We start from the raw sequence: 26347 nt of genomic DNA, 5'->3' as shown, positions 1-26347 counted from the left end.
CATCAGGCGGCGAGGGCGAACGGCAGCGCGGAGGCGGTGAACGCCTCGGCCTGCTGCCAGGTGAGCGGGCGCAGGTCGAGCTGGGCGCCCACGGCGGCGGTCTCCACCACGGCGCAGGCGGAGCGCAGTTCGTCCTCGGTGTCGGCGGAGACGGTCAGCAGCCCGGTGAGGGCGACGTCGGCGTGGCCGGCGATCAGCTGCCGCTCGCGGTCCTGGATGTCCTGGTACTCCACGGAGTCGGCCTCGCTGGAGACCTGGCCCTTGCGGGCCCGCTCGGCCGAGTCCGCGATCACGCTGGCCTTCTTGCGGCGTACGTCGCGCAGTGCCGAGTCGAGGTCCTGCGGCTCGTAGGCCAGGGAGACGGTGCGCCGCACGCCGGAGGCGAACATGACCTGGTGCAGGAAGCCGGGGTTGACCTGCGTCCTCGGCCAGTTCTCGACCCAGTAGGTGGTGTGATGGGCGGAGTCGGTCGAGATGTGGTCGGCCTTCTCCACCACCACGACCGGGCCGGCGGCGGCCGGGTCGGCAGACGGGCGTCCGTCCTCGGACCAGCGGTCCAGCGCGGCACGGGACTTGGGGTCGTAGGCGGTACGGGCCACGGCGGCGATCTCGCCAGCGGACAGCCAGCCGGCCGGGGTGAGGCCAGCGGTGCGCGCGGACTGCTCGAACGCGGAGGTGAGCTGGGCCAGGACCGCGAAACCACCGGTCAGGCCGCCTCCGGCCTGGGAGATCAGCCGCCGCGCGCTCTTGAAGTCCAGGGCGATGGCGACGTACGCCTCGTGCGGTGCGGCGGCCGGACCGGCGCCGCGGACCAACTCCCCGTACAGCTCACCGGCCAGCGGCGCGTCGGGACGGCCGTGCTCCTCCCAGTACCGGCGCAACGCGTCACCGGTGTCCGGGACGGTCCGCTCGATCACCTGGATACGGGCGACCTGACCGGTTCGGGCGAGCGCGGCCAGGGAACGCCCCCAGCCGTTGACGTTGGCGTTCTGGGTGCCGGGGTCGAGCAGGGCGTAGGCGCGGGAGGAGACCTTGACGATGGCGGTGAGGGTGCCGGCGTGCGGGTCGTGGACGGCGCCGTAGCGGCCATCGGGCGCGGTGACCACGCGCAGGCTGGCCGCGCTGCCGGGCAGGTGAAGCAGGCCCTCACGCACCGGGCGGGAGGAGGGCCGGGTGAGCCAGATGAGCTGGCCGCGCAGGCGCCGCAGGCCGTAGCGGGCGGCGACGGGCGCCCAGTCGGCGAGGGTGCGGCCCCGGTAACGGACGAACACCAGGGCGGCGACACCCACCCACAGGGGGATGAACTGCAGGGCGCCGGTGACGCCCCGGGTGACGAGCACGCCGAGCAGCAGCAGGCCGGTGGCCGAGGTAGTGATGAGCTGCGGGGCGCTCAGGCCGAGCAGCACGCCTCGGCGGCTGCGGTGGGGGAACTTGACGGACGCAGGGGTGGCGTCGGGCGTCGAGGAGGACATCGGTGTTCCAGAGGGGGAGAGCGTGCGGGCGGCGGTCGGGGGCGCGGCACTCTTCTGGACGTCATCGCAGGGGCTCCTTCCCTGGTGGTCGGGGCCCGGGGCGGGCGGCGGGCTGCCGCCCGCCCCGGGCGTTGGGGGTGCCGGTCAGGAACCGGGCGGGGTGGGACTGTTCGGGTAGACGAACCGTGCCGGTTCCGGAGCCGGTGCTCCGCCCGGGGCCGGTCCTGCGCTCGCCGGTGCGGGCGGTACCGGGACACCGGGGCCCGCCGGGGCCGGACCGGGCGCCGAGGGCGCGGGCGCGGCCGGGGCCGTCGACACGCCTGGCACGGGCGGCGCGGAGGGCTGGGCCGCGACGCCGTCCTGGCCGCCGCCGGACGCCGACTGGCCACCGCTGCCGGGGGAGGCCCGGGTGATCAGGGCCGGGATGCCGGGCCGGGTGACCAGGGCGCGCCCGCGGTCGCCGCCCGCGCTCGGGTCCTCGCCGAAGCGGAACTTCGTCGGCTGCTGCGCGGGGCCGGCGTCGATCCCCTCCTTGCTGATCCGACCGGTCGGGTCGATGCCGGAGGCGGCACCGCTACCTCCCGCACCCGGGACCTGGGCCGGGCCCTGCGGCGCCGGGACACCGGTGCTCATCTGCATGGCCAGGGAACCGGCGGTCTTCGCCGCCCCGGCCGCGACCGCCATGCTGGCCATGCCGGTGCGGTGCGTGTCGTCGTGGCCGCTGCCGTCCGTCGCCCAGTGGACGAACTTGTAGACGGCGTACGGGCACAGCAGCACCATGACCATGATCACGACACCGGCCATGGCGTCGGACAGGGCGGCCATGCCGTCCTTGGCGTCCGTCTTGCCCAGCGCGGAGACGCCGACGAGGAACACCACGGTCATCAGCAGCTTGGAGACGATCAGGGTGGCGGTGGCCTCGATCCAACCGCGCCGCCACCGCTGGGCGACCTCCCAGCCGCCGCCGGCACCGGCGAAGGCGGCGAGCACCACCAGGATCAGCACGCCGACCTTGCGGGCGACCATCACGCACCAGTAGAGGAACGCCCCGATCGCGCTGCCGACCGCGACCAGGGCGGGGATCGCCCAGCCGAGGGCGAACATGGGGCCGAACTGGCTGACCTTGATCATGCGCCTGACGGCGTCGGCGACGCTGGTGTGCGCGGCTTGGAACAGCCCGGCCGACAGGGCGTCGACCACGGTGACCGCGACTGCCGTGAAGCTGATCGCGCCGAAGGCGAACAGCACGCCGGTCATCGTGCCCCAGGCGGCCTTGGCGAGCGCCCGTTCGTCCCGCCGCCAGGCGGCCAGGATCAGCTGGGCGCAGAAGGTGCCCACGGTCAGGATCAGCCCGATCGGCAGGATCAGCTGGTAGTTGTCCCTGAACCACGGCGCGGACAGGTCGATGGCCGTGGTCTCGTCGACCGCCTTCGCGCACAGGTCGACGGCGCTGGCCGCAAGCTCGCCCATGCTCTTGGCGATCCACGCGCCGATGCCGTCCGTGATGCTCTTGCCCGGGTCGCTGACGAAGTTGATGCCGTCGACGACGTTGCAGACCTGGGCGACCATCGGGAGGTTGCAGATATCCACGAGGACTCCCCAGGTCAGGGCGCCACGGCCGGCAGCACACCGGCCAGGGCACACGGGCGGTCAGGACGGCACTGGACGGCGAGGGTGGCCGAACGGTCCTCGGCGCCACCGGCCGGGGCGCCGTTCCAGGCGATCGACTGCTTCCCGGAGACGGTCACGGCGTAGACGTACGCCTGTGTGATCGCTCCCGGATCGGCCTGCAGCGCCTTGGTGAACCTGTCCGGGAAGTGCGCCTCGTCCGCGGTCGCGGTGGCGAACTGTCCGGAGTCGGCCATCCGTCCCCACAGCACCGGGGAGGGCACCAGACGGTCGACCGAGTCGGCGTCGAGGTACTGCCCTTCGCCGGTCAGCCACCGGTGGAGGGAGGCCACCAGCTCCGGCTGCGAGGAGGAGCGGGTGTCGTACGACCACAGCGCCACCGCCGCCGCCTTCGCGAACGCGATCGGATCGTGCGTCGAGGGCGGACCCGGCAGCGACTTCGCATGCCCGCCCGGCGACGGCGAACTCGCCGGTGCGGAGGGCGCGGCCGAACCCGAAGCCGCAGCAGGCGGGTTGGCGGCCTCGCGCCCGTCCCGGGTGACGTAGGCCAGCACGCCGGCAGCGGCGACGAGCATCGCCAGGACGAGCGAGCCCAGCAGCGCCCGGCGGCGCACCAGCGCGCCGCCGGAGCCACCTGGGCGAAGTCCCGGGATGAATGAACGTTTCTGCATTACTTGACCTGGCTTCCGAGCGTCGAGAAGAACGAGACGACGCCGTTCGCGGCGCCCAGCAGCAGGGCGGCGCCGGCGCTGACGAGGACGCCCTTCTTGCCGTTGGCCTCGGCCTGGTGGCCGCCGGAGTGGTGGCCCCAGGCCCACACCCCGGCGCTGACGGCCAGGGCTCCGACGACCGCGATGATGCCGAACAAGTTCAGGCTGCCCATCACCTGCTTGAGGACCGAAAGTCCGGGCAGGCCACCCTCGTTGGGGGTGATGCCGGGGTCGTAGGCGAGCTGTACGACTGCGTCCGCGAGATACAAGGGAAGCTCCAAAGCGGTTCAGGGCGCGCGAAGGCAGCCCAAAGAAAAGGGGGGAGAAGAGGAGAGGGAGGAGAAGCCGGTCAGGCGACTCGGCGGGCGGCGAGGATCTCCGGCCGCCACGAGGCGAGGGTCGAGATCTTGACCACGTCACCGGTCTTCGGCGCGTGCACGATCAGCCCGCTGCCGATGAACATGCCCACGTGCTCCGGCACGGCGGCGCTGCCGCGGGTGAACAGCAGGTCGCCCGGCTTGAGCGCGTCCGCCGAGACGGCAGTGCCCTGCTTGACCTGGTCGTACGTGGTCCGCTCCAGCGAGACACCAGCCGAGCGGTAGGCCATCTGCATCAGCGAGGAGCAGTCACACCTGCCCATCGGGTCCGCGCCGTGCGAGGACGCGCACGTGCCGCCCCACTGGTAGGCGGTGCCCAACTGGCCGAGCGCCCAGCGGATCGCGGTCTGCACCGGCTGCGGCGCATCGGCCGGGATCGTGTAGCCGTTGGGCAGTGAGCCCGCGGGGATGGTGCCGAAGTCGCTGCCGTCGCCGCCCACCGTGGGCGATCCGCAGCCGCCACCCGCTGTCGGACTGGCGCTCGTGCCGGCCGTTGGCGTCGGTGCCGGCGTCGGGTTCGCCGTGGGTGAGGCGCCGGGAGCGGGGGCGAGCAGCGGGGCGAGGGCCTTCTGGAGCGCCTCCGCCAGGGGCTGCCACTTGGCGTAGGCGTCGGGGAAGCCGGAGCGCTGCACCGCTTGGGCGGCCTGGGTGACGGTCATCGACTCCCAGCCGCTGACCTTCTGCAGTGCCTCGTAGAACTTCGTCGAGGCGTACACCGGCTGCATGATCTGCTCCGCCGTGCCCCAGCCCTGCGACGGCCGCTGCTGGAACAGCCCCAGCGAGTCCCGGTCGCCGCCGTTGACGTTGCGAAGTTCGCTCTCCTGCAGCGCCGTTGCCAGAGCGACGACCTGCCCGCGCACGGGGATGTGCATCGCGACACCGGTGGCCTGGATCGTCCGGGCGTTGGGGATCTGCTCGGACGGCTTGCTCAGCCCTGCCACGGCCGGAGCCGACAGCGGACTGGAGCCCTTGAGGATCGCCTCGACCTGCGCCGCCACCGCCGAGGAATCCACACCCTGTGGACTTCCCCCGGACGGACAGGAACTGGACGCGGCGGCCGAGGCGCTGCCCGCGCCGACGATCGCCACGGGCAGGGCCAGCACCAGCGGACCGCAGGCGACGACGCCGACGAGCGCGCCGACCGACTTCTTCACGACCGCCCCCGGTCACCGGACAGCGGCCGACCAGGTGGCGCAAGAGGATGAGGGCACGGGTGTGCCAGGGCATGCTGCATCGCAGCGGCTCCTCGGGGATTCGTAGGAGAACGCGGTGCCGGCCTCTCGTGCGAAGAAGTCGCCGGCACCGCGCCGGTGGTGAAACCGCCCTTGCTCAGAGCGGGACCGGGTCACGGGAGTTGGTAGCTCCAGGACGCCGGTCTCGGGTCACGCGCGGCAGCCAGCCGCGCTCGTAATCTCAGCCGGAACACGACGGCGCTCCTCAGGAGACAGGGGGAAGGGGACGCTGCCCGCACGTGATCGCGCCTGCACGGGGCAGCACGAACCAACACGCGCCGGGCCAGGGCCGTTTGGCCTGCTGCCCGGTCGGCATGGCGAGACAGTAGACGCGAAAGTCGGCCGCACCAAACAACCCCCAGCCGGGCCCGGAACCCCGCCGCCGCTCATTAGGTACGGCCGCCGATCGCGGCTACCTTCCCCGGCATCCCCGCTCCCGGCGGCCGCCGCCGGGCGCCGCCCAGAGCAGGCCCAAGCACCATGCCCCGAAGGAACACCCCATGAGCTACCAGCTGCACCGAGGCGACGCCCTCACCGTGCTGAAGACCCTCCCGGACGAGTCCATCAACGCCGTCATCACCGACCCGCCGTACAACTCGGGCGGCCGGACCAGCTCCGAGCGCACCAGCCGCGACGCCCGCGCCAAGTACGTGCAGACCGGCTCCGCCCACGACCTGAAGACCTTCCCCGGCGAGAACCGCGACCAGCGCTCGTACCGCTCGTGGCTCACCGAACTGCTCACCGAGGCGTACCGGGCGAGCACCGAGCACGCGGTCGCGATGGTCTTCTCCGACTGGCGGCAGGAGCCCACCACGAGCGACGCGCTGCAGATGGCGGGCTGGACCTGGCAGGGCACCATCCCGTGGATCAAGCCCGCCAGCCGGCCTCGCAAGGGCGGCTTCAAGCAGAGCGCGGAGTTCATCATCTGGGGCGTCAAGGGCACCCTCGACAACAGCCGGGACCTCTACCTGCCCGGCCACTTCACCGCCTCCCAGCCCCGAAAGGACCGGGTCCACATCACCCAGAAGCCGCTGGAGATCATGCAGCAGCTCGTCCAGATCTGCCCCGAGGGTGGAACCGTCCTCGACCCCTTCACCGGCAGCGGCTCCACTGGAGTCGCGGCCTTGCGCGAAGGCCGACGCTTCGTCGGCGCCGAGCTCAGTCCGCACTACGCCGACGTCGCCGAACAGCGGCTGAGCGCCGAGCTGGCCCAGGACGACTTCGTCCTCGCGGGACCGGAGGCGTGAGCATGAGAACCGCCACCGGGGCGAGCGGCCGAAGACGCGAAAAGGGCGGCCGGAGCACCAGACTCCAGCCGCCCTTCCGGCGTCCCTCAGGACGCCTCGACCACCCGCCGGATCAACGGCAGGGCCTTCTCCACGTCCGCGGAAGAGACGATCCGCACCTCCAGGTCACCCGTCCCCAGGTGCCCGATGCCCCGTACGTCGCGGGTGAAGCCCTCCTCCAGCTCCACCGTGTCCGGGTCCAGCCGCAGGTACACCAGGAGCGCGCGGTGCGAGACGGAGGGCCGGAAGATCACCGATGCCACGTTCAGCATCCGCCGGTAGGCGATGTAGTGCTTGAGCACCACCACCTCCAGCTCGCCCGCCGCGGTCAGCACCTCGTCCAACTCGCCGTACAGCTCCCGCAGGCACCCCGGCACCTCCACCTGGGCGACCCCCGCCGACACCGCGCCCGCCTCCGGCTCGTTGCTCGCCTCGCCGGCCGGAGCAGCCGGCACCGGCGAGGCACCAGAATCGGAGAAGCCCGGAACGGTCTCGACCAGCTGCAGCGTCAGCAGGTCCGGACCGAACACCCGGTAGCGCACCAGGTCCACGCGGTGATCCCGCTGGTAGAGCGAAGCAGCAGCCCGGTCATGGCGCGAGAACTCGCCTGCTACGCAGATGACCCGAGGCCGCCGCCAGTCGACCATCTCCGCTACGTCGGCGCCCAGTTGTCTGCGCACCAGGGCCTCGAACTCGTGCCGGTGCGCCAGCAGCCACACCAGGTACGATCCGGCCTGGGTGATCACCCCGGCATCGCGCCCGCGCTTGAACTCGATGACCACCGGCACGCCGTTCTCGTCCAGCCCCAGCGTGTCGATCCGACCCTGGTGCCACGGCCCCGTCGCGTACTCCGACGCCAGGAACCGCACCCCCAGCATCGGCTCCAGCGCCCCCTCGACCCGCCGCTGCAGTTCCCGCTCCCGCGCCACCATCGAACCCCGCAGCTCGACATCCCGGCCATCGGCACCCCGCCGGAACACCTTCAGATCGGCCACCCACGCCCCCTTCGCACGACCGTACCCAGACACCAATCCACAGGGGGAGGGCGGTATTCCCTATCGTGACTTCTCGATTTGCTCAAATGCTGCTGACGAGTTGACCGGCCGGTCGCCGTTCCCGGCACCGATCGGCAGGCCACGGGAAGGGGGCCGGGGGCAGGTAGGAAACCTACGGTCAGCGCAGGCTGCCGTGATGGCCTCGGGCGAGGCAGTTGGGGTGGACAGCTGGAAGACCGGCACGCTGACCGAGAACCGGCTCCCCGTGGTCCGGGTCGCCACCTCGGACGGCGCCGCACACCCGGCCGACGCCACCGAAGCAGCAGCGCTGCTCCACGCCGCCGCACTGACCTGCCGAACCCACGACGAGGTGGCAGGCATCCACGCCCACTCAACCGACGAGGCGATCCTCACCGCGATTCCACCGGGGTCACCGTGGACCGTCGCGGAGGTGCAGCCCTTCGAGGCCAGCCGGGGATACGCCGCCGCCGTGGGCACGGACGAGGACGGCGGGCGATTCCTGATGGTGAAGGGTGCGCCGGAGGTCGTTCTGCCGGGCTGCCGCGACCACGACGGCGACACCACCGCGCAGACTCTGGCCGCCGAGGGCCTGCGCGTGCTGGCCGTCGCCTGCGATCGGCTGAGGACCCGCGACGAGCCCGACGATGCCCTCGGTCGACCATTGGCGAACCTGGAACTGCTCGGCTTCGTCGCCCTGGCCGACACCCCGCGCCGCAGCTCCGCGCCGCTGGTCGCTGAGCTGCGCGCGGCGGGCGTGCGGCCGGTCATGCTCACCGGCGCCCGCTGCTGTCCGGTTCCTCGCCGCTGTCCACCCGCCAGATCCTGCTGGTCAACCTGCTCACCGACATGTCCCCGGCGATGGCGGTCTCGGTGACGCCCCGGGACAAGAGCGCCGACGAGCGCCCGGACGGCGAGCCCGCCCTGGCCGACAGCGCCCCCGTGGGCCTCGCGGCGATCGGCGATCCGCTGACCCGGCAGATCAGGCACCGGGGCATCGTCACCGCGCTCGGCGCGGCCACCGCATGGCTGATCGGCACGGCCACCCCGGGCTCCGCGCGGTGGACCAGCACGATGGCCCTGTGCGGCGTGGTCGGCGCTCAGCTGGTTCAGACCGTGACCGGGCGAAGCCACAGTCCGCTGGTGCTGCTGACCGCCCTCGGCTAGGCCGCCGTGCTGATCGCCCTGATCGAGACACCCTGGTCAGCCAGTTCTTCGGTTGCGCCCCGCTCGGCCCGGTCGCCTGGACCGGTGTCGCCACCGCGACGGCTGTCGCAGTACTGGCACCGCGAGCGATGCCAGCGATCGAGCGGCACCTGTCGGAGCTCAGCGCGGCACTGGGCATATAGCGCAACGGATTCATGGTCGGCGAGGCGTCGACTCGGCTCCCTCGCCGCCCTCGTCCTGCTTGACGTCGTCGGCTTTGGCCCGGACGTCCTTCGGCGTGGGCGCCGTGATGGTGCGCTCCGCTGCGGACCGTTCCCGTACCGTGGCGTCGTGATGCTGGGCCGCGTCGTTCTCGTCGCGGGTGCCAGTGTCGTTCGTTCTCATTGCATCTGTCCTTCCCGTCATGACGGACTGCGGATTCGTGTACCAGCGCGTACCCCCGAGGGTGGCGGCTGATTGCACCGTGCTGGAGCCGCGGGCCGGTCAGTGGCCCAGGGCTGTGGCCAGTTCCTTCTTGTTCATCTTCGAACGCCCGTGGATGTGGCGTTGCTTGGCCTCGTTGTACAACTGCTCCTTCGTCGGTCCCTGGGAGCCGGAGTGCGATCGCTGTCCGCCGCGCCGGGAGGAGGAGATGTCGTGGGTGGAGGAGCGGCTGGCAGTCTTTGACTCGCCGTGCCGGGCCCGTTCCTTGTTCACGGTCCGGGCCGCGATCTCCTTGGCTCGCTTCTGGCTCTCCCCGCGCTCCAACGCGCTGTCCTTGATGTGCTCGTACTGTCGTTCACGCTTCTTGCTCGAACCCGCAGGCATGGTTCCTCCTCCGTGGTGTGCGGCATCGTCTACCCCGAAGCTGGGACGCGACTCGTTCGCCTGCCTCTTGGATGCGGCAGACGGCTCCCTCTTCGGATGACCCCGGTCCAGCCGGGCTGGCAGTCGGGCCGACCGGCCCAGGTTGCTTGGGGGAGGTGTCGAACGCGAGGCGACTCAGGCCGACTACGAACGCCGCGATGCCGATCAACAGCAGCTACAGCACTCCACGGACGACGACGCCTACCTGGCCCGGGACGATGGCATCGCCATTGGCGTCAGGAACACAGCTCACGGCACGGCCTCCTGCCGCCGTAGTTTGCCGCTGCGCAGGGCGGGCAGCCGCTACCGGTGCCAGTCCGCACAGGCGGTCGGCGCGCCCGGTCGACGCCGGACCCGCCGGCTGATCGACCTGTCATCTCCATGATGGCGGGGCGGCGACCGGGAATCGAGGAAAGATCATGGCGAAGGTTCTGCTCGTGCTGCTGTGCCTGGTTCTGCCGTGGCTGGCGGTGCTCATCAAGGACGGCCCGAGCATGAAAGTGCTGTGGGCTTTCCTGCTCCAACTCTGCGGCCACGTGCCCGGTGTCATCTACGGCATCTACCAGGTCGTTCAGGATTGACCTCGGCAGCAGCTTCGGACCCTGGCCACCAACTCGGCCAGCAGTTGGGCCCGGCACGGTCCGGCAGCCCTGATCGCGGCTGCGGCGGTGACCGGCGCCGCTACTTGGGCTCCGGCGGCCCACCGGTAGGCGCCCAGGACCCCGTGATCGAACCCGGTCCACGGTTGCGGGCGTCGATTAGCGGTCTCGATCGCGTCGAACACCTCGTCCAGTGGGCGGACCCCCACGGCCGGAATGGCTGTCTCATCACTGGTCATGCCCGCAACCTACGACGATTCGCCACCGCTCGCCGCCAGGCGGAGCGGCCGACCGGCGGATTGCCGGTGCCGCTGCCCAGAGAGAGGACGGCGGGCGGGTGAATGAGTCCGACGGCGTCGAGCCCGCCGTCCGATGCGCCCGCGTTGGTCCCGCGGCGGCTCGGGCTCACCGCCACGGCCGGGTCAGGCTCCATGCCGATCATCAGACCGGGAGACGGCGCGTCGCCGGCAAGGGCGTGATCGTCGTTTCCAGCTCGGACCCGGCATCTCGGGGCTTCGGAACCACCGCAGCCACGCCGTGAGCGGCAGGCCTCTCAGCCGTCCGCGGCGGGCAGGGCGATTCGGCTCACCCGTCCTGCCTCCAACTCGACGGAGATGGGGAGCGCCGGGTGCAACCAGCACACCATCGACCGGCGCGGGTGGGGCTCCCGCAGCCGCCCGGCGACCTGGGACCCGAGTTCTGCCTGCTCCTGTTCGGACAGTACCCCGGTCACCAGCCGCCGTCCGTCGCCGAGCACCACGAGCAACCGCAGCGGGCCACCCGCCTCGCCGACGGACCCGATCACCCAGCCCCTCACTACAACCGGCCCGGACGGCACAAGCATCAGCGGACTCCCTTCGTGCACGAGGTGCGATCAGCCGAGCATGCCAGCAGCCCTCAGTTGGCGCGATCCGCTCGACGCCGGTTCCCGCGTCGCCTTCCTGACGGGTGCTCACCGACGCCCCACGCGTCGGCGGCCCGCGGTGCCACGGTGCCGACGAGCGCGGCCGCCTGGAACCGAGCCGGGTCAACCGGTCCGCCTTCGCGGTACTGGTCAACGCTTCTCGGCAGTAGGGGAGTTGTACGGATGCCTGGGTCTTCAGCTGGCAGACGGACGCCGGGGGACCTGCCCGCGGACACGTTGACGCTGGTGCCCGCAGGATCGAGGTCGACCGCCTCGACGCCGACACGGTCCCGGCTCGCCGCGCGCCGCAGTCTCATCGCCTCACGCGGTGTTGACCTGGACGGCGATGTGCATGCTGGGCAGGGTCGGTGTCGGCGGAGGGGGCACGTGTGCCCGCGACTTGCGTTCGGCTCGCCGGTGGACCGGGGTGTGGAGGACGGCCAACGGACGTTCGCCTCGAACGGCCCACCCCCGGATGTGGATCCGAAAGGGATGTTCGAGGCTCAGTGCATGGGATCGATCATCGTGCTCTTCGAGCTGGAGCCCGACGGGGCCATCGGTGCGGAGGGCGTCGAACCCGCCGTGATCGCGGTCCACGCCGCAGGGGTTGATCCCGATGTTCCGGAGGACCCGCAGCCGTACACGCTGTGCGGGCTGGAGACCGTCCCGATGGAGCACACGCACTACCGGCCGGCTCGCCCCGGCGAGTCCTGGTACCCGCCCGCGCTTGCCGACCGGCGGTGCCAGGAGTGCGAGCGGGCCCTGCGCACGCTCTGACGGCGGCGCGCGGTGGTGCACTGCCACGCGCTGTTCGGCAGGCTCCCGGACGGCAGAGCGGGGCGGGCGGGTACGGGCCGGGTCACAGCTGAGCCACGAGGGTGACCAGCAGGACGGCCAGCCCGACGGCGAGCCAGGCCACGTAGTCGCCGAGCAGCCCGGAGTGGAGTCGGCGCAGCGGCAGGACGGCCGCCCGGTAGAGCCCGCCGGCGCCGCGCCGCGGGTCGCGCCGGACGGCTGCGGCGCCGAGGCCGACAGCCAGCAGCGCGGAGAGCAGGTCCAGTCCGATTCCGGGGGCGGTCCACCAGGCGTCGGGCACGACCGTGGCGTGGGCCACCGGTTGCCCGAGTGCGTCGGCGAGGTAGCCGGACCGGTCGGTGAACGCGACGGCACCCGCCGCGAGCGCCTGTCCGACGCCGGGCAGGACGCCGACTGCCAGGCAGCCGGCCAGCAGCAGCGCGGGGACCGCCAGCATGGGCGGGGGCAGGCGTCGGCCTGGTTCGCGGATCTCGGGCTCCTCGCCCTCGCCGGTGGTGGCGGCCGCCTCGGGGTGTTCGGCGGGCGGCGGACCGAACCCACCGAAGATCCGCAGTCCGGCGCGCAGGACAGCGCCGCCGGTGAGCGCGGAGACCAGCACGAACACCACGGGCAGCCAGCCGCCCCAGCGTCCGGCGGCCTCCTCGGCGACGGCTTTGCCGAGTCCGGTGCCGAACGGCGGCAGCCCGGCGAGGGCCAGTCCGCCGAGCATGAACAGCAGCCCGGTGAAGCGGAGTTCGCGGGCCCGGCCGTGCAGTCCGTGCTCGTCCACCGAACCGTACCGGTCGAGCACGACGCCGGTGAGGCCGAACAGCGCGGCCTTGGCTCCCGCGTGGCCGGCCACGTACACCGCCGAGCCCGCCACACCGGCCGGGTCGAGCAGCGCGGCGCCGATCAGGAAGAGGCCGATGTGTCCGACGGTGGAGAAGGCGAGCATCCGCTTCAAGTGGCGCTGCTGCCAGCACATCACGGCGCCGACCAGCGCGGTGAGGACGCCCGCGGCCAGCAGCGTGTCCCGCACGACGGCGTCCGGGAGTCCACCCGGGCCGGCGAACACCACCTGGTGGATCCGCGCGACGCCGTAGACGCCGAGCTCGACCATCACCCCGGACAGCAGCATGCACACCGGGCTCGGTGCCACTGCGTGGGCGTCCGGCAGCCAGAAGTGGAACGGGGCGGTGGCGGCCTTCACCAGCGGGCCGGCCAGGACCAGCACGAACGCGACGACGGTCAGGGCGTCCCGGGAGTGCCCGGCCGCGGCGCGTTCGTCCAGCGCGGCACCGATCTGTGCCAGGCCGAGCTCCCCGGTGCGGGCGTAGAGCAGGCCGATGCCGAGCAGGGAGAGGTACGCGGCGGCCGAGTTGACCAGTCCGAAGGCCAGCGCGCCGTGCAGCGGGCGCGGGTCCTCGATCCGGTAGCCGGTCAGGGCGTAGGCGACGGCGCCCATCAGCTCGAAGAAGACGAACGCGTCGAAGAGGTCGCCGGTGAGGGCGAAGCCGCACATCCCGGCCTCGAAGAGCAGGAGGAGGGCAGGGAACGTTCCGCCGTGCTCACCGGAGGGCTCGTCGAAGTACCGCCAGGCGTAGCAGACCACCGCGAGGACGAGCACGGCCGCGAGCAGGGCGAGTCCGCTGCCGAGACGGTCGGCGACCAGCACGATGCCCACGCTGTGGCCGCCGTGCGGGCTCCAGCCGCCGAGCCAGGACACCGCGCGGCCGTCGGGCGCGGTCCGGATCCACAGCAGGGCCAGGCACACCACGTCGGCGGCGGCCCAGAGGGTGGCGAGCACGTCCCGTCCCGGGCGCGGCAGCCACCGGCCGACGACGGCCAACACGGCCGCGCCGAGCAGCGGGATCGCGACGGCCAGCGGCAGCAGGTCGACGGTGTTCAGTGGATCGGCGGTGTGCACCTCGGGCTCACCCCCGCAGCCCGGTCAGTTCCTCCGGGTCCACCGTGCCGTGCCGCTTGCGCAGTTGGATCACCAGGGACAGCAGCAGGGCGGTGACCGTGGCACCGACGACGACGTCGGTCAGCGCGAGGGCCTGAACCACCGGGTCGACCACCGGGGCGTCGGTCGGCAGGTCGGAGAAGACGGGCGCGGTTGCGCCGCGACGGTAGCCGACGGCGAGCAGCAGCACGTAGGTGGAGGACTGGGCGACGGCCAGGCAGCCGACCGCCTGCACCAGGTTGCGGCTGGTGACCAGCCCGTACAGTCCGGCCAGCAGGATCCAGCCGGCCACCAGGTACGGCAGGACGTTCATGCGCCCACCATGCTTCGTCGGGTGGTCGCTTCGCGCACTGTGCCCCTCTTCATCGTTCGCTCGCTCATCGGCCTCTCCTCCGGGGGACGACCTCGACCGCCTGGTCCAGGAAGTGCGCCAGCAGCACGATCACGCCGGAGCCGACCTCCACCCCGACGGCGGTGTTGACCACCGCGACCAGCCCGCTGGAGGAGAGCTGGTTGAAGGTGCCGAGCGGCAGGGTGTTGGCGAGGTAGCCGGCGCCCTGGGCGAGGCCGATCAGGCCGAGCGCGGCGAAGGCCCCGGCGGCCAGGGCGTCCGCGACGTCCAGTGCCGCGAGCGGGCGGATCCGTTTGAGCACCAGATAGTCGGCCGCGACGTACGCCAAGTGCAGTGCGGTGGCCAGGGCGACGCCGCCCTGGAAGCCGCCGCCGGGGCTCAACGCGCCGTGGGCGACGAGGTAGCCGCCGGTCAGCAGGGTGACCGGCAGGAGGGTGGCGCCGAACAGCCGGGTGCTGGGCAGCACGGGTTCGGCGTCGGCGCGGCGTTTGCGTTCGTCCCGGGCGAGGCGCAGCAGCAGGCCCGCGCCGAGTACCGAGCCCAGCAGGATGGACTCCTCGCCGAGAGTGTCGAAGGCCCGCTGGTCGAAGTTGACGGAGGAGATGATGTTGGCCGTCCGCTGGGCCAGGCCGGCAGCCACCGCCCGGTCGCCGTAGGGGTGTTCGGAGCCGCCGAAGGCGGGCAGCTCGGTCGCGGCGGCGATCAGGGCGCCGGCGAGGACCGCTGCGGCGGTCAGGAAGAGCCGGAGCCGGGCGGCGCGGCTCACTCGGTGCGGTCCGGGTGTTCGTCGGCCTGCTCCTGGCGGCGCACCCGGCGGACGGTGAGCAGGATCAGCAGCGGGGTGATCGCGCTGCCGACGCCGAGCTGGGAGAGGGCGACGTCGGGTGCCTGGAGCACGGTGAACAACAGCGCGAGGCTCAGCCCGAGCAGGGCGAGGACGGCGGCCTGTCGAACCGGGTCACGGGTGATCGCGGCGGCGGTCGCGGTGACGGCGGTGAGCAGCAGGGCGGTCACGATCAGGGTGTTGTTCACCGGTCACCCTCCTGCGTGGTCTCGGCACGGGCGGTGGCGTGGCCCACGGCCATCGTGGTGACGGTGCCGCCGGCCGCCAGGAGCAGGCCGATGACGAGCAGCTTGACTGCTGCCCGGCCGGGCCCGGTGTCCACGGCGAGGGCAAGGGCGACCAGCGGCGCGCCGAGGGTGGCCCCGGGGGAGAGGGCGTGCAGGCGCAGGTAGGGCCCCGGGAGGACGGCGAGTCCGACAGCGGACAGCAACAGGGCGGCCGTGCCCGCGCAGAGCAGGACCAAGGCTACGGTGTGGCGGTCCATCAGTGCTCACGTCCTGCCAGGAAGCGGGTGAACACCAGGGTCCCGGCCGGTGCGAGCACTGCCAGGTCGAGGGCGAGGTCGGTGTAGGAGGTGCGGCCGAACCCCTGAGCGAGCAGTAGCAGGACGACGGCCGTGATCGTCGCTGCGAGGTTCAACCCGGCGAGGCGCCGCTGCACTTCGCCGTGCAACCCGAGGAGCAGGCAGGGGCCGAGGCCGCCGATCGCGAGGACGGCCGCCGTCAGCAGCCACGCGTTCACCGGGCCTCCCCCGTCAACGCCCTTTCCAGCAGGGAGACTTCGTCACCGCCGAGAGCGTGGACGGTGAGGGTGTCGCCCTCGACGGCGACGACGAAAGCCCCGGGCGTCGCCGAGAGCAGCGCGCCGGCCCAGGCCGGCCCTGTTCCGGGCGCCAGCCGGACCCTGCGGAACCCGCCCCGCCGCTGCGCGGGGGACAACACCGCGAGCACCAGCCGCCCGGTGTCCGCCAGGAGGGTCCACGGGAAGGCCCAGAGGGCCTGCGCCAGGTGGGCCGGGCCGCCCGGTTTCGCCCCCGAGGCGTGCTGGAGCGCGACGGCGCCCGCGGCGCCGAGGAGCGCGATGCCGCCGCCGACCGCCACTTCCAGTGGTGTCACCGAGCTGATCAGTACGGTGTTGAGCAGCAGCAACAGACCCCACCAGAGCAGGAGTTCGATCGCCTTCCGCATCGCATCACCTTCGACAGAGGCCCTGGGGCGCCCGCCGCCGTGGTGGGCGCCCCAGGTCTACCGCCCGGTCGGCGGACGCGTGCCGCGCGCAACGCCGCTGGATGCGCGATCGCCGTACCGGACCACCCGTTCGCCGGACGACGGAACCGAGATTTCTGATGATCGGCCCGGCCGGGTCGCATCCGTTACGCCGGTGCCCGCTGCGATGCCGTGCCGAATACCGGCCGCACGTCAATGATCCCCGATGATCGGCCAGGTCGGTTTCAGTCGGGTGGTTCGTGCGGCTCCGGCTCGTGGGCCGGCCGTGTTGCGTCCGGCGGCTCCAGCCGGTCTGCCGTCTCCGTGACGTCGTACTCCGGGCCGTCCTGCGGCCCCTTCTCCTCCTCGGCGTCGGGTGGTGGTCCGCCCTCGCCGGTCATCCGGGACTCCGGGGTTTCGACCGGTACCGGGGGGTCCTTCGGTACGGGCTTTCGCGGGTCGCTCATCGTGGTCACCTCCGGGGACGGGAGCAAGTGGCCGGGGTCGGAAGACGCCTTCGTGGTGCCCCCTCACCCAGGTCCGGGCCGGCGGCCGCGCGGGGCGGCCGCCGGGTGGCGAGGTCAGTCCTTCCCCGCGTCCTTGACCTTCTCGACGGCCTGTTTGAGGTCGCTCTTGATCTGCTTGCCGCGGCCCTCGGCCTCGATGACCCGGTCGCCGGTGGCCTTTCCGACGGCTTCCTTGGCCTTGCCGTGGGCCTTCTCCGCCGCGTTGCGGAGCTTGTTCTCGGTGCCCATCGCGGGTGCTCCTTCCATAACGAGTGGGCGGTTCGCGCCCTGCGCTGCGTCTGCCCGTGCGGACAGGTTTCACACCGGGCACCCCCTTCCGCACACGTGTAGCCGTGCGAGGGCCGGGCAAACGCGAGGCATGGACGACGAGTGGGTGGCACGTCGGGTCTCACCTGGCACGACCCCGCGGGCTCCGGTCGTTCGCGCGGCCGGCCGTGGAGCGCGGCATGATGGGCGGGACGGTGCATCGCCGTCCCGACCGGTCAGGGAGCGTGCCATGCCACGGCCAGCCGAGGATTCCACCGCGGCCGAGGGAGACGGGGGCGAGCTGCGGGTGACGGTGGACCGCCGGGGGGCGGTCCTGGTCGTCAGCGTGGCGGGGGAACTGGACCACGACACGGCGGGCGAACTGCGTGCCGTGCTCGCCCGCCCGGTGGACGACGGCATCGACCGGGTCGTGGTCGACCTGGTGGACCTGCGGTTCTGTGATTCGACCGGGCTCAATCTCCTGTTGCGTGCCCGCATCGAGGGGGAGAAGGCCGGGCAGCGCCTGGAACTCGCGGGCCTTCGGCCGGCGGTGGCGCGGCTGTTCGCCGTCACGGGAGCCGACAGCGTGCTGCGGATCCACCCGGACATCGGGTCGGCGCTCAGGATGCCGGGCCCGCTGAAGGGGCCCGGCGTCGTCCCTCCGACCGATCCGGTGTGAAGGGGGCGTGATGGACCGCCCCGGACAGAGCCCGTTTCCGAGCCGTGAGCACACCAGGCGGATGGTGTTCACCGGAACCGACGGCGCGGTGCAGCGCAGCCGTGAGTTCAGCAGGGACGCGTTGCTGTCCTGGCGGTGGCTGCCCGCCGCCGACGACGAGCAGCTCGCCGTCACCGAGGACGTCCTGCTGATGGTCTCGGAGCTGGTGACCAACGCCTGCCTGCACGCTCCCGGAGGCCCTCGCGAACTGCGGCTGCACTGGGACGGCGCCCGGCTGCGGGTGGAGGTCACGGACGGCAGTCCGTTGCCCCCGCGGCTGCGCCCCGCCGCCGAACCGGGGCGGCCGGGCGGTCACGGGCTGCGGGTCGTCGACCGACTGGCCGGGGCCTGGGGGTGCAAGCCCGAGGACGGTGGAAAGCAGGTCTGGCTGGAGGTGCCCTCCCCGCTCGACCACCACGTCTGCCGCCTGCTCTGACGGCGTCGGTCGGCCCTACTGGCCGGGGTGCGGTGCCGGAGGCGGTGCCGGATCGGGATCCGGATAAGGCTCCGGTCGGGGGAACGGCGGGATGGGCGGCGACGGCGGGTCGGGGTCCTCGCCCGGCCGGGGTATCGGGGCCGGGTGCGGGATCGGTTCGGTGTCCGGATCCGGCGGTGTCGGAATCGTCATGGCTACGCCCTCATCAGGAGCAGTGGACACGCTCGGCGACCGAGCGCGTGCGCCGGCTCGCGCTGGTTCGTCTCCGAAAGGCCTGCCGGCTCAACGCCAGGTGTCTACCCGGGCAAACAGCAATAAACCATCCGAAACATGAATTGGAAGTCGTATATCGGGTAGGACAGTGACGCAATGGCCGAGGACGACCGGCCGTTCGCCGACACCGATCCAGGTGTCACCGGGACCTCGCTTGAAGAAGCCGGGCACAGGTCCTGGGGGAAAGAAGCCCCGCCGGGCGGGTCCAAGGCCCGTCGGCGTCACCGGGCGCTCACCCGATTCCCAGGAGAACCCAGTGTCCACCTCCCTGAAGCCCGTTCACGCCCGTCAGGAGCCCGCGGAGGCCCCGTGTCCTGTCCCCGATCTGCCGCCCCGGCCCACCGAGGCCGAGCTGCGCGTGATGGGGAAGGCCGAGGCCCGCGAACTCAGCGACGCGCTGTTCCGGCGCCTGGCCGCACTGGCCCGGGAAAGCGGCGCATACAGCTACGTCCGGGGCACCATCATCGAACTCAACATGCCGCTGGTGCGGTTCATCGCTGCCCGCTTCCGTCACCGTCCCGAGGACATGGACGACATCCTCCAGGTCGGCACGGTCGGCCTGATCAAGGCCGTCGACGGCTACGATCCCGGCCGCGGCGCCGAGTTCGTCACCTATGCGATCCCCACCATCGCCGGCGAGATCAAGCGCTTCTTCCGCGACACCTCCTGGCCCGTGCACGTCCCGCGCGGCATGCAGGAGCTGTACCTGACCGTCGCGCGCGGCTCCGACCGGCTGGAGCAGGAACTCGGGCGCCTCCCGCATCCGGAGGAGATCGCTGAGGACCTGCACCTGACGGTCGAGGAGGCGACCGAGGGACTGGTGGCCGGGCGGGTCTACCACCCCGACTCCCTGGACGCGCTGCGCAACCAGGACACCGACGAGACCGGCAGCGCGATGCTCGACCGCCTCGGCAGTTGCGACCCGGGCATCGAACTCGCAGACTTCCGCACCGCCGTCCGCCCGCTGCTCGCCGAGCTGCCAGAACGCGAACAGACCATGCTCAAGCTCCGCTTCTGGGACGGCTGGACCCAGTCCCAGATCGCCGACCGGATCGGCGTCTCCCAGATGCACGTCTCCCGGCTGCTCGACGGCACCCTGACCCGGCTGCGCGAGCAACTGGAGAACGAGGACGCGCCCGGCTGGCAGGACGACGAACCCGACGAGTCGAGGCAGCCGCAGTGAAGCCTCGAGCGGAACGCAGTTCGAGCGTGCGGTTTCGGGCTGCCGCCGCCGAGCCGTCGACGGACACCTGACCTGCGTGTCGCCTTTCGACGTCCGGTGGCACAGTAGGAGCAGGGCGGCATCCGCCGTCCGGGCCTGAGGGCACCGACGCTGTCCTCGGGCGCGTTCGCGGATCCAGGCGGTGGGACGGATGGACGAGCGGCCGATACCCGCTGCGCAGCCGCCGGAGCAGGCGCTGCGACAGTTGCTCGCGGGGCTGACGGCCGTCCGCGACGGCGACTTCCGCACCCGGCTGACGCCGGGGCGGCCGGGTGTGCTCGGGGAGATCACCGAGGTCTTCAACGGCATGGCCGACCAGCTCGCCCGGGTGACCTCCGAGGTGACGCGGGTGGCGCGCGAGGTCGGCACCGACGGCCGCCTCGGTGGCCAGGCCCAGGTGCCGGGGGCGTCAGGCACCTGGCAGGAGCTGACCGACTCGGTGAACGCGATGGCGGGCAACCTGACCTGGCAGGTGCGCAACATCGCCCAGGTGACCACGGCAGTGGCCCGGGGCGACCTCACCCAGAAGATCGAGGTGGACGCGCGCGGGGAGATCCTGGAGCTGAAGAACACCGTCAACACGATGGTCGACCAGCTGTCGGCGTTCGCCGGCGAGGTGACCAGGGTGGCCCGGGAGGTCGGCACGGAGGGCCGTCTCGGCGGGCAGGCCCGGGTCGAGGGCGTCGCCGGAACGTGGCGTGACCTGACCGACTCGGTGAACTTCATGGCTGGCAACCTCACAGCTCAGGTGCGCAACATCGCCCAGGTCGCGACCGCCGTCGCCGAGGGCGACCTCACCCGCAAGATCGACGTGGACGCGCGCGGCGAGATCCTGGAGCTCAAGACCACCATCAACACGATGGTGGACCAGCTGTCGGCGTTCGCCGGCGAGGTGACCAGGGTGGCCCGGGAGGTCGGCACGGAGGGCCGCCTCGGCGGGCAGGCGGACGTCCGGGACGTCTCCGGGACCTGGCGCGCGCTCACCGAGTCCGTCAACGTGATGGCGGACAACCTCACCGCCCAGGTCCGGGCGATCGCGGAGGTGACCACGGCCGTCGCCGAGGGCGACCTCACCCAGAAGATCCGGGTGGACGCCCGCGGGGAGATCCTGGAGCTGAAGGAGACCATCAACACGATGGTGGACCAGCTGTCGGCGTTCGCGGACGAGGTGACCAGGGTGGCCCGGGAGGTCGGCACGGCCGGGAACCTGGGCGGGCAGGCCACCGTCCGGGGCGTCTCGGGCACATGGAAGGACCTCACCGACAACGTCAACGTGATGGCCTCCAACCTCACCGGCCAGGTCCGCTCGATGTCCGAGGTGGCGACCGCCGTCGCACGCGGCGACCTCTCCCGGAAGATCACCGTGGAGGCCAAGGGCGAGGTCGCGGCCCTGGCGGCCGCGATCAACACCATGGTGGACACCCTGTCGGTGTTCGCCGGCGAGGTGACCCGAGTCGCCCGCGAGGTCGGCACCGAGGGAATCCTGGGCGGCCAGGCCCGGGTGCCCAATGTCGCCGGGACGTGGAAGGACCTCACCGACAACGTGAACTTCATGGCGCACAACCTGACCAGCCAGGTGCGCAACATCGCCCAGGTGACCACCGCCGTCGCCGAGGGCGACCTCACCCGCAAGATCGACGTGGACGCGCGTGGCGAGATCCTGGAGCTCAAGACCACCGTCAACACCATGGTGGAGCAGCTGAGTTCGTTCGCCGCCGAGGTCACCAGGGTGGCGCGGGAGGTCGGTACGGAAGGGCGGCTCGGCGGCCAGGCCGAGGTCGAGGGGGTGTCGGGCACCTGGAAGCGGCTCACCGAGAACGTCAACGAACTGGCCGGCAACCTCACCCGGCAGGTCCGGGCGATCGCCGAGGTCACCAGCGCCGTCGCGGCCGGGGACCTGACCCGTTCGATCAGCGTGGACGCCTCCGGCGAGGTCGCCGACCTCAAGGACAACATCAACGCCATGGTCGGGTCCCTGCGCGAGACCACGCTGGCCAACCAGCAACAGGACTGGCTCAAGAGCAACCTGGCCCGCCTCTCCGCCGCGATCCAGGGCCGTCGGGACGTCCAGTCCGTCGCAGACATGATCACCGACGAGCTGACGCCCCTGGTCGGCGCCCAGTACGGCGCCTTCTTCCTCGCCGAGGAACACGCGAGCGGTACTGAGCTGGCCCTGATCAGCGCCTACGGACGCCCCGCCGGGGAGGCCCGGCGGCTGCGCATGGGGGAGTCCCTGGTCGGCCAGGCTGCCCGCACCCGGCGGATCATCGCCACCGACGACCTGCCCTCCGGCTACGCCACCATCGGCTCCGGGGCCGGATCCGCCGACGCCCGCTCGCTCGTGATCCTGCCGATCGCCCTGGAGGAATGGCTGCTCGGTGTCCTGGAGTTCGCCTCCGTCCACCCGTTCACCCAGGTCCACCGCGACTTCCTGGAGCAGTTCACCGAGTCCTGCGGCGTCAACATCGGTACCCTGCTGGCCAACGCCCGCACCGACGAACTGCTCGCCGAGTCCCAGCGGCTCACCGCCGAACTCCAGGCCAGATCGGAGGAGTTGCAAGCCGGACAGGAAGAACTTCGCCGCTCCAACGCCGAGTTGGAGGAGAAGGCGGCGCTGCTCGCCCAGCGCAACCGCGACATCGAGGCCAAGAACCTGGAGATCGAGCAGGGCCGTCAGGAACTGGAGGAACGCGCCCGGCAGTTGAGTCTCAGCTCGACGTACAAGTCCGAGTTCCTGGCCAACATGAGCCACGAACTGCGAACCCCGCTCAACAGCCTGCTCATCCTCGCCCACCTGCTCGCCCAGAACGCCGGCGGCAACCTCACCCCCAAGCAGGTCGAGTACGCGGGCGTCATCCACTCCGCCGGCACCGACCTGCTCCAGCTCATCAACGACATCCTCGACCTCTCCAAGGTCGAGGCCGGCAAGATGGAACTGACCCCCGAACCCTTCCCCGTGCGCGAACTGCTGACGTACGTCGAGTCCACCTTCCGCCCGCTGGCCGACCAGAAGGGGCTCGGCTTCGAGACCACCGTCGCCGACGCGGTGCCGAAGGAGCTCCTGACCGATCAGGCCCGGCTGCGCCAGGTGCTGCGCAATCTGCTCTCCAACGCGGTCAAGTTCACCGACACCGGCCGGGTGGAGCTGCGGGTGGAGCGCGCCGAAGGTGCCGGCCTCCCCGTCGAACTCGGGTACGCGGACGCGGCGGTGGCCTTCCACATCGAGGACACCGGCATCGGCATCGCCCCTGCCCACCTCGACACCATCTTCGGCGCCTTCCAGCAGGCCGACGGCACCACCAGCCGACGCTTCGGCGGCACCGGCCTCGGTCTGTCGATCAGCCGGGAACTCGCCCGACTGCTCGGCGGCACCCTCACCGTCCGCTCGATGGTGGGCGAGGGCAGCAGGTTCACGCTGTACCTCCCGCTCACCGGGCCGAATCCGACCGCTGCGTCGCCGGAGGACGAGTGGGGGGTCCTGGTGGTCGAGCCGGACCCGCCGGCCCTGCTCACCCTGATCGTCCGGTCGGCCGTGACCGTGCTCGGCGAGGCGGACCCGGCCGTGCGGGTGAGCGCCGTCGGCACCGAGGCGGCGCTGCGGGCCGCTCTGGCGGAACGCGCCTACCGCTGCGTCGTCATCGACCTGACCCGCTCCGGCGAGCTCGCTCCCGCCCTGCTCGACGCGCTCCCTGACGGCGCCCCGGTCCTCGGCTACCAGGAGGACGGCGGCAGGTCCGGCACGGCCGTCGGAAGCATCGAGATCGCACAGGGTCTCGACAGCCTGCGCGACCGCGTGATCCGGCTGCTCGGCGGCCGCCACCCGGCCCTGCCCGGCGCCGTCACACCGACGGTACGTCCCCCGGACGAGCGGCTCGCGGGGCGCAAGGTGCTGATCGTCGACGACGACGTCCGCAACGTCTTCGCCCTCACCGCAGCGCTGGAACAACGCGGCCTGGCCGTCCTGCACGCCGCCGACGGACAGGCCGGACTCGACCTGCTGCGAGAGCATCCCGACACCGGTCTCGTCCTGATGGACGTCATGATGCCCGGTCTCGACGGTTACGCCGCGATCGCCGCCATCCGTGCCGACGAGCGCTTCGCCCGCGTGCCGGTCATCGTCGTCACCGCCAAGGCCATGCCCGGTGATCGGGACAAGAGTCTCGCCGCCGGCGCCGACGACCACATCACCAAGCCCGTCGACACCACCCACCTGCTCGGCCGCGTCGAGCACTGGCTGGACGTGTCATGACCGTCCGACGCCCGTCTCCGGAAGCAACGGCCACAGCCGCGGCCCTGGCCGAGACCGTTCGACGGCTCCAGAACGCGGCGCAGCGGGTGAGCGCCGAAGCCCGCGGCCGATCGGCCGTCGACCTCGCCACCGGCATCCTCACCGAACGCCTCGGTGTCCTGCCCGCCGAAGCCGCCGCCCATCTGGCCCGGCTCGCCCGCGAGGCCGGCGTGCCGATCGTCTCCCTGGCGGCCGACATCGCCGCACTGCCCGAAGCCGGGCCCGAGGCCCCCGTGGAGCCCGCAACCGATCCGCTGCCCGCTCCGTCCGCGCTTGCCGCCGCCCCTGACCTGCAACACGCCGCCGACACCGTTCTGGAACAGTCCGGGGAGTCGCTCGACGTCCATGCGGTCGCCGTCTGGCAGCGGCTGCCCGGCGGCGCGCTGGCCTTGGCCGCGTACGCCGGACTCCCCGCCGCTGAGGCCGACGCCTGGAGCCGGGTACCTCCGGGAGTACCCACCCCCGCGCAGCGGGTGGTCGCGGACGGCATGGACCTGTGGCCGGGGGACCCGGACGCCACGGGCCCGTCGGTGGGTGCTGCGTCGGTGCGCGCGGTCCTCCTACTGCTCGACCACGGACGTCGACGGGGCGCGCTGGAACTCCTGTGGCACACCCCGGGCCCCGCGCTCGGCGCCTCCCAGCGTCGTCAGCTCCGCGCGATCGCCGACCTGTGCGCGACCCTGCTTCCCCACGTCGGTTCTGCGGTGCCCCCGGGTGCCTCGGCCGACCTCCTCGAAGGGCTGGTCATCCCCGCCCTCCTGCTGGAGCCCGTGCTCCGGGGCGGGCGGGTGGCGGACTTCACGGTGCTGCGCGTCAACGCCCGCTTCCGCGATCCGCTGGGCCGGCCGCGGCAGGTGCTGGAGGGCGCCTCGCTGCTGGAGGCGTACCCGGTCGCGTCGGCCACCGGCCTCTTCGAACGGCTGCTGCACGTACACGAGACCGGTGCGCCGTTGCGCGGCGAGAGCGTGCCGTTGGTCTTCCACGACCACGACCTCGCCGTCCCCGCCACCGTCCTCCTCGGCGTCGTCCCGCTCGCCGGGCAGCTGCTGGTCGAGTGGCAGCAGGAGGCAGGGCGGCCCGGAGCGGCCGAGCAGGACGCCTTGCTGCACCAGGCCCAGCGGCTCGCCCGGGTGGCCGGGTTCGAGGAGCGCACCGTCGACGGCCGGATCCGCTGGAGCGAGGGGCTCCGCGAACTGTACGGGCTGCCGGCGGACGCCGACCCCCTTCCACTGGGCCGGCTCACGGAGCGCACCCACCCCGACGACGCCCCGGCCGTCCGGCGGCTGCTGGACCTGGTCCGCCGCCGTCACCGGAGCGCCGCTGCGGTCTTCCGGCTGGCCCAGCCGGACGGCACCCACCGGTACACCCGGCTGGTCGTCGAGCCGGTCCTGGACGACGAAGGCCGGCTGACCGCCGTCCGGGGCGCCTACCACGACGTGTCCGCCCAGCACTGGACGGAGGTCGCGCTCGGCGCCACCCGGGAGCGCCTGGCCGACAGCGAGCAGGAGTCCGCCGAACGCGAGCAACTGGCGCTGCGGCTCCAGCAGGCCATCCTGCCTGCCGCCCCGCCGCCGCTGGGCACGAGCGGGCTACGCGCCGCCGTGCGCTACCGGCCGGCCGCCAAGCGCGACCGCGTCGGCGGCGACTGGTACGACGTTCTGCTGCTGCCGGACAAACGGGTGCTGCTGGCCGTCGGGGACGTCGCCGGGCACGGCGTCGGCGCGGCCACCGGCATGGTTGCGCTACGGCACGCGCTGCGCGGTCTCGCCGTCACCGGTGCGGGCCCGGCCCGACTGCTGGAGTGGGTGAACACGGTGGCCCTGCGCGAGCCGGGCCAGGTCACCGCCACGGCCGTGTGCGTAGTGCTGGACCCGGCCGGTGGCGAAATGTGCTGGGCCCGGGCCGGTCACCTGCCGCCGGTCCTGGTCGGATCGGACGGCGCCGAGGTGCTCCCGCTGCCGCAGGGCGTGCTGCTCGGAGCCCTGGAGGAAGCCCACTACGAGGAGCGGACCGCGCGGCTGGCACCGGGTGACGTCCTGCTGCTCTACACCGACGGCCTGGTCGAGCGCCGGGACCGCCCCGTGGAGGAGTCCGTGGATCAGCTGGTCCGTGCCGCCGGGGCCCCGGGGCCCGACCTGGAGCGCTACCTGGACCGGCTGCTGGAACTCAGCCCGGCCGACACGGAGGACGACACCTGCCTGATCGCCGTCCAGGCCGAGTAGCCGGGCCGGCGGACTCCC

General features: G+C 72.2%; 28 protein-coding genes. 10 read left to right on the top strand and 18 right to left on the bottom strand.

Features of this window, described 5'->3' with window-relative positions:
* Window positions 1-2: 2 nt before the first annotated feature.
* The 5 genes from ACFVXG_RS27910 to ACFVXG_RS27890 form a co-directional block, all read right to left on the bottom strand.
* Window positions 3-1472 carry an SCO6880 family protein gene (locus tag ACFVXG_RS27910; protein ID WP_387931192.1) on the bottom strand — a complete coding sequence of 490 codons (1470 nt, stop codon included), beginning with the start codon at window positions 1470-1472 and terminating at the stop codon, window positions 3-5.
* 144 nt (window positions 1473-1616) lie between these two features.
* Complete coding sequence (locus tag ACFVXG_RS27905) at window positions 1617-3062, bottom strand: ATP-binding protein (RefSeq protein WP_387931191.1); 1446 nt, start codon at window positions 3060-3062, stop codon at window positions 1617-1619.
* A 14-nt stretch (window positions 3063-3076) separates the two neighbouring features.
* Window positions 3077-3772, bottom strand: a complete 696-nt coding sequence (locus ACFVXG_RS27900; protein ID WP_387931190.1) for a hypothetical protein — start codon at window positions 3770-3772, stop codon at window positions 3077-3079.
* Window positions 3772-4080 carry a DUF6112 family protein gene (locus tag ACFVXG_RS27895; protein WP_063346628.1) on the bottom strand — a complete coding sequence of 103 codons (309 nt, stop codon included), beginning with the start codon at window positions 4078-4080 and terminating at the stop codon, window positions 3772-3774. Before ACFVXG_RS27895 ends, ACFVXG_RS27900 begins: the two co-directional genes overlap by 1 nt.
* Before the next feature lie 80 nt (window positions 4081-4160).
* Window positions 4161-5342 carry a C40 family peptidase gene (locus ACFVXG_RS27890; protein ID WP_387931189.1) on the bottom strand — a complete coding sequence of 394 codons (1182 nt, stop codon included), beginning with the start codon at window positions 5340-5342 and terminating at the stop codon, window positions 4161-4163.
* Window positions 5343-5920: 578 nt separating this feature from the next.
* Here ACFVXG_RS27890 and ACFVXG_RS27885 point away from each other — a divergent pair.
* On the top strand, window positions 5921-6667 hold the full coding sequence (locus tag ACFVXG_RS27885) for a DNA-methyltransferase (RefSeq protein WP_387931188.1): 747 nt from the start codon (window positions 5921-5923) through the stop codon (window positions 6665-6667).
* An 86-nt stretch (window positions 6668-6753) separates the two neighbouring features.
* On the opposite strand, the gene ACFVXG_RS27880 is transcribed toward ACFVXG_RS27885, so the two are convergent.
* Window positions 6754-7701, bottom strand: coding sequence for a hypothetical protein (locus tag ACFVXG_RS27880; RefSeq protein ID WP_387931187.1), 948 nt, complete (start codon window positions 7699-7701; stop codon window positions 6754-6756).
* 196 nt (window positions 7702-7897) lie between these two features.
* Between ACFVXG_RS27880 and ACFVXG_RS27875 the strand changes: the two genes are divergently transcribed.
* A complete protein-coding gene (locus ACFVXG_RS27875) occupies window positions 7898-8596 on the top strand; it encodes a hypothetical protein (RefSeq protein WP_387931186.1) in 699 nt (232 codons plus the stop codon).
* Window positions 8569-8886 carry a hypothetical protein gene (locus ACFVXG_RS27870; RefSeq protein WP_387931185.1) on the top strand — a complete coding sequence of 106 codons (318 nt, stop codon included), beginning with the start codon at window positions 8569-8571 and terminating at the stop codon, window positions 8884-8886. The genes ACFVXG_RS27875 and ACFVXG_RS27870 overlap by 28 nt, the downstream gene beginning before the upstream one ends.
* Window positions 8887-9078: 192 nt before the next feature.
* Here ACFVXG_RS27870 and ACFVXG_RS27865 read toward each other — a convergent pair whose 3' ends face one another.
* Both ACFVXG_RS27865 and ACFVXG_RS27860 read right to left on the bottom strand, forming a co-directional pair.
* Window positions 9079-9270, bottom strand: a complete 192-nt coding sequence (locus ACFVXG_RS27865; RefSeq protein WP_387931184.1) for a hypothetical protein — start codon at window positions 9268-9270, stop codon at window positions 9079-9081.
* A 99-nt stretch (window positions 9271-9369) separates the two neighbouring features.
* A complete protein-coding gene (locus ACFVXG_RS27860) occupies window positions 9370-9693 on the bottom strand; it encodes a plasmid stabilization protein (protein ID WP_387931183.1) in 324 nt (107 codons plus the stop codon).
* Window positions 9694-10151: 458 nt separating this feature from the next.
* Here ACFVXG_RS27860 and ACFVXG_RS27855 point away from each other — a divergent pair, with 458 nt between their 5' ends.
* Window positions 10152-10313, top strand: coding sequence for a YqaE/Pmp3 family membrane protein (locus ACFVXG_RS27855; protein ID WP_387931182.1), 162 nt, complete (start codon window positions 10152-10154; stop codon window positions 10311-10313).
* Window positions 10314-10884: 571 nt separating this feature from the next.
* Here ACFVXG_RS27855 and ACFVXG_RS27850 read toward each other — a convergent pair.
* Window positions 10885-11136 carry a hypothetical protein gene (locus tag ACFVXG_RS27850; protein WP_387931181.1) on the bottom strand — a complete coding sequence of 84 codons (252 nt, stop codon included), beginning with the start codon at window positions 11134-11136 and terminating at the stop codon, window positions 10885-10887.
* A 609-nt stretch (window positions 11137-11745) separates the two neighbouring features.
* Here ACFVXG_RS27850 and ACFVXG_RS27845 point away from each other — a divergent pair.
* Window positions 11746-12012 (top strand): hypothetical protein, encoded by a 267-nt coding sequence (locus tag ACFVXG_RS27845; protein WP_387931180.1) that lies wholly within the window; start codon window positions 11746-11748, stop codon window positions 12010-12012.
* 82 nt (window positions 12013-12094) lie between these two features.
* Here ACFVXG_RS27845 and ACFVXG_RS27840 read toward each other — a convergent pair whose 3' ends face one another.
* The 9 genes from ACFVXG_RS27840 to ACFVXG_RS27800 all read right to left on the bottom strand — a co-directional run bounded on the left by ACFVXG_RS27840 (window position 12095) and on the right by ACFVXG_RS27800 (window position 17152).
* On the bottom strand, window positions 12095-13957 hold the full coding sequence (locus ACFVXG_RS27840; RefSeq protein WP_387931179.1) for a complex I subunit 5 family protein: 1863 nt from the start codon (window positions 13955-13957) through the stop codon (window positions 12095-12097).
* Between the two features lie 7 nt (window positions 13958-13964).
* Window positions 13965-14309 (bottom strand): sodium:proton antiporter, encoded by a 345-nt coding sequence (locus tag ACFVXG_RS27835; protein ID WP_387931178.1) that lies wholly within the window; start codon window positions 14307-14309, stop codon window positions 13965-13967.
* A 64-nt stretch (window positions 14310-14373) separates the two neighbouring features.
* Window positions 14374-15114, bottom strand: coding sequence for an MnhB domain-containing protein (locus ACFVXG_RS27830; protein ID WP_387931177.1), 741 nt, complete (start codon window positions 15112-15114; stop codon window positions 14374-14376).
* Entirely contained in the window at window positions 15111-15380 is a 270-nt protein-coding gene (locus ACFVXG_RS27825) for a Na(+)/H(+) antiporter subunit B (protein WP_387931176.1), read from the bottom strand. The genes ACFVXG_RS27830 and ACFVXG_RS27825 overlap by 4 nt, the downstream gene beginning before the upstream one ends.
* Window positions 15377-15676, bottom strand: coding sequence for a cation:proton antiporter (locus ACFVXG_RS27820; protein WP_387931175.1), 300 nt, complete (start codon window positions 15674-15676; stop codon window positions 15377-15379). The genes ACFVXG_RS27825 and ACFVXG_RS27820 overlap by 4 nt, the downstream gene beginning before the upstream one ends.
* On the bottom strand, window positions 15676-15933 hold the full coding sequence (locus ACFVXG_RS27815; protein ID WP_387931174.1) for a monovalent cation/H+ antiporter complex subunit F: 258 nt from the start codon (window positions 15931-15933) through the stop codon (window positions 15676-15678). Before ACFVXG_RS27815 ends, ACFVXG_RS27820 begins: the two co-directional genes overlap by 1 nt.
* On the bottom strand, window positions 15930-16379 hold the full coding sequence (locus tag ACFVXG_RS27810; RefSeq protein WP_387931173.1) for a hypothetical protein: 450 nt from the start codon (window positions 16377-16379) through the stop codon (window positions 15930-15932). The genes ACFVXG_RS27815 and ACFVXG_RS27810 overlap by 4 nt, the downstream gene beginning before the upstream one ends.
* A gap of 263 nt (window positions 16380-16642) precedes the next feature.
* Window positions 16643-16864 (bottom strand): hypothetical protein, encoded by a 222-nt coding sequence (locus ACFVXG_RS27805; RefSeq protein WP_387931172.1) that lies wholly within the window; start codon window positions 16862-16864, stop codon window positions 16643-16645.
* 114 nt (window positions 16865-16978) lie between these two features.
* Window positions 16979-17152 (bottom strand): CsbD family protein, encoded by a 174-nt coding sequence (locus ACFVXG_RS27800; RefSeq protein ID WP_387931171.1) that lies wholly within the window; start codon window positions 17150-17152, stop codon window positions 16979-16981.
* A gap of 268 nt (window positions 17153-17420) precedes the next feature.
* Here ACFVXG_RS27800 and ACFVXG_RS27795 point away from each other — a divergent pair, with 268 nt between their 5' ends.
* The 5 genes from ACFVXG_RS27795 (at window position 17421) to ACFVXG_RS27775 (ending at window position 26329) form a co-directional block, all read left to right on the top strand.
* Window positions 17421-17849, top strand: coding sequence for an STAS domain-containing protein (locus ACFVXG_RS27795; protein WP_387931170.1), 429 nt, complete (start codon window positions 17421-17423; stop codon window positions 17847-17849).
* Window positions 17850-17910: 61 nt separating this feature from the next.
* Window positions 17911-18324: an ATP-binding protein gene (locus ACFVXG_RS27790; protein WP_387931169.1), complete on the top strand. Its 414-nt coding sequence runs from the start codon at window positions 17911-17913 to the stop codon at window positions 18322-18324.
* A 529-nt stretch (window positions 18325-18853) separates the two neighbouring features.
* The gene (locus tag ACFVXG_RS27785; RefSeq protein WP_387931168.1) at window positions 18854-19780 is read left to right on the top strand and encodes a SigB/SigF/SigG family RNA polymerase sigma factor; all 927 of its coding nucleotides are present in this window, start codon (window positions 18854-18856) and stop codon (window positions 19778-19780) included.
* A 190-nt stretch (window positions 19781-19970) separates the two neighbouring features.
* The gene (locus ACFVXG_RS27780) at window positions 19971-24068 is read left to right on the top strand and encodes a HAMP domain-containing protein (protein WP_387931167.1); all 4098 of its coding nucleotides are present in this window, start codon (window positions 19971-19973) and stop codon (window positions 24066-24068) included.
* On the top strand, window positions 24065-26329 hold the full coding sequence (locus ACFVXG_RS27775) for a PP2C family protein-serine/threonine phosphatase (protein WP_387931166.1): 2265 nt from the start codon (window positions 24065-24067) through the stop codon (window positions 26327-26329). The genes ACFVXG_RS27780 and ACFVXG_RS27775 overlap by 4 nt, the downstream gene beginning before the upstream one ends.
* The last annotated feature ends 18 nt before the right edge of the window (window positions 26330-26347 follow it).

Origin of the sequence: Kitasatospora sp. NPDC058162, assembly GCF_042884005.1 — a bacterium.
GTDB lineage: Bacteria > Actinomycetota > Actinomycetes > Streptomycetales > Streptomycetaceae > Kitasatospora.
Note: the sequence above shows the minus strand (reverse complement) of the source record. Positions and strands in the feature narration are given on the sequence as shown.

Excerpts from the sequence above, each read along its gene's own strand:
- ACFVXG_RS27910 (WP_387931192.1), bottom strand. The coding sequence starts at position 1,472 with ATGTCCTCCTCGACGCCCGACGCCACCCCTGCGTCCGTCAAGTTCCCC.
- ACFVXG_RS27900 (WP_387931190.1), bottom strand. The coding sequence starts at position 3,772 with ATGCAGAAACGTTCATTCATCCCGGGACTTCGCCCAGGTGGCTCCGGC.
- ACFVXG_RS27885 (WP_387931188.1), top strand. The coding sequence starts at position 5,921 with ATGAGCTACCAGCTGCACCGAGGCGACGCCCTCACCGTGCTGAAGACC.
- ACFVXG_RS27875 (WP_387931186.1), top strand. The coding sequence starts at position 7,898 with ATGGCCTCGGGCGAGGCAGTTGGGGTGGACAGCTGGAAGACCGGCACG.
- ACFVXG_RS27870 (WP_387931185.1), top strand. The coding sequence starts at position 8,569 with ATGTCCCCGGCGATGGCGGTCTCGGTGACGCCCCGGGACAAGAGCGCC.
- ACFVXG_RS27865 (WP_387931184.1), bottom strand. The coding sequence starts at position 9,270 with ATGAGAACGAACGACACTGGCACCCGCGACGAGAACGACGCGGCCCAG.
- ACFVXG_RS27860 (WP_387931183.1), bottom strand. The coding sequence starts at position 9,693 with ATGCCTGCGGGTTCGAGCAAGAAGCGTGAACGACAGTACGAGCACATC.
- ACFVXG_RS27855 (WP_387931182.1), top strand. The coding sequence starts at position 10,152 with ATGGCGAAGGTTCTGCTCGTGCTGCTGTGCCTGGTTCTGCCGTGGCTG.
- ACFVXG_RS27845 (WP_387931180.1), top strand. The coding sequence starts at position 11,746 with ATGGGATCGATCATCGTGCTCTTCGAGCTGGAGCCCGACGGGGCCATC.
- ACFVXG_RS27835 (WP_387931178.1), bottom strand. The coding sequence starts at position 14,309 with ATGAACGTCCTGCCGTACCTGGTGGCCGGCTGGATCCTGCTGGCCGGA.
- ACFVXG_RS27820 (WP_387931175.1), bottom strand. The coding sequence starts at position 15,676 with ATGGACCGCCACACCGTAGCCTTGGTCCTGCTCTGCGCGGGCACGGCC.
- ACFVXG_RS27810 (WP_387931173.1), bottom strand. The coding sequence starts at position 16,379 with ATGCGGAAGGCGATCGAACTCCTGCTCTGGTGGGGTCTGTTGCTGCTG.
- ACFVXG_RS27805 (WP_387931172.1), bottom strand. The coding sequence starts at position 16,864 with ATGAGCGACCCGCGAAAGCCCGTACCGAAGGACCCCCCGGTACCGGTC.
- ACFVXG_RS27800 (WP_387931171.1), bottom strand. The coding sequence starts at position 17,152 with ATGGGCACCGAGAACAAGCTCCGCAACGCGGCGGAGAAGGCCCACGGC.
- ACFVXG_RS27795 (WP_387931170.1), top strand. The coding sequence starts at position 17,421 with ATGCCACGGCCAGCCGAGGATTCCACCGCGGCCGAGGGAGACGGGGGC.
- ACFVXG_RS27790 (WP_387931169.1), top strand. The coding sequence starts at position 17,911 with ATGGTGTTCACCGGAACCGACGGCGCGGTGCAGCGCAGCCGTGAGTTC.
- ACFVXG_RS27780 (WP_387931167.1), top strand. The coding sequence starts at position 19,971 with ATGGACGAGCGGCCGATACCCGCTGCGCAGCCGCCGGAGCAGGCGCTG.
- ACFVXG_RS27775 (WP_387931166.1), top strand. The coding sequence starts at position 24,065 with ATGACCGTCCGACGCCCGTCTCCGGAAGCAACGGCCACAGCCGCGGCC.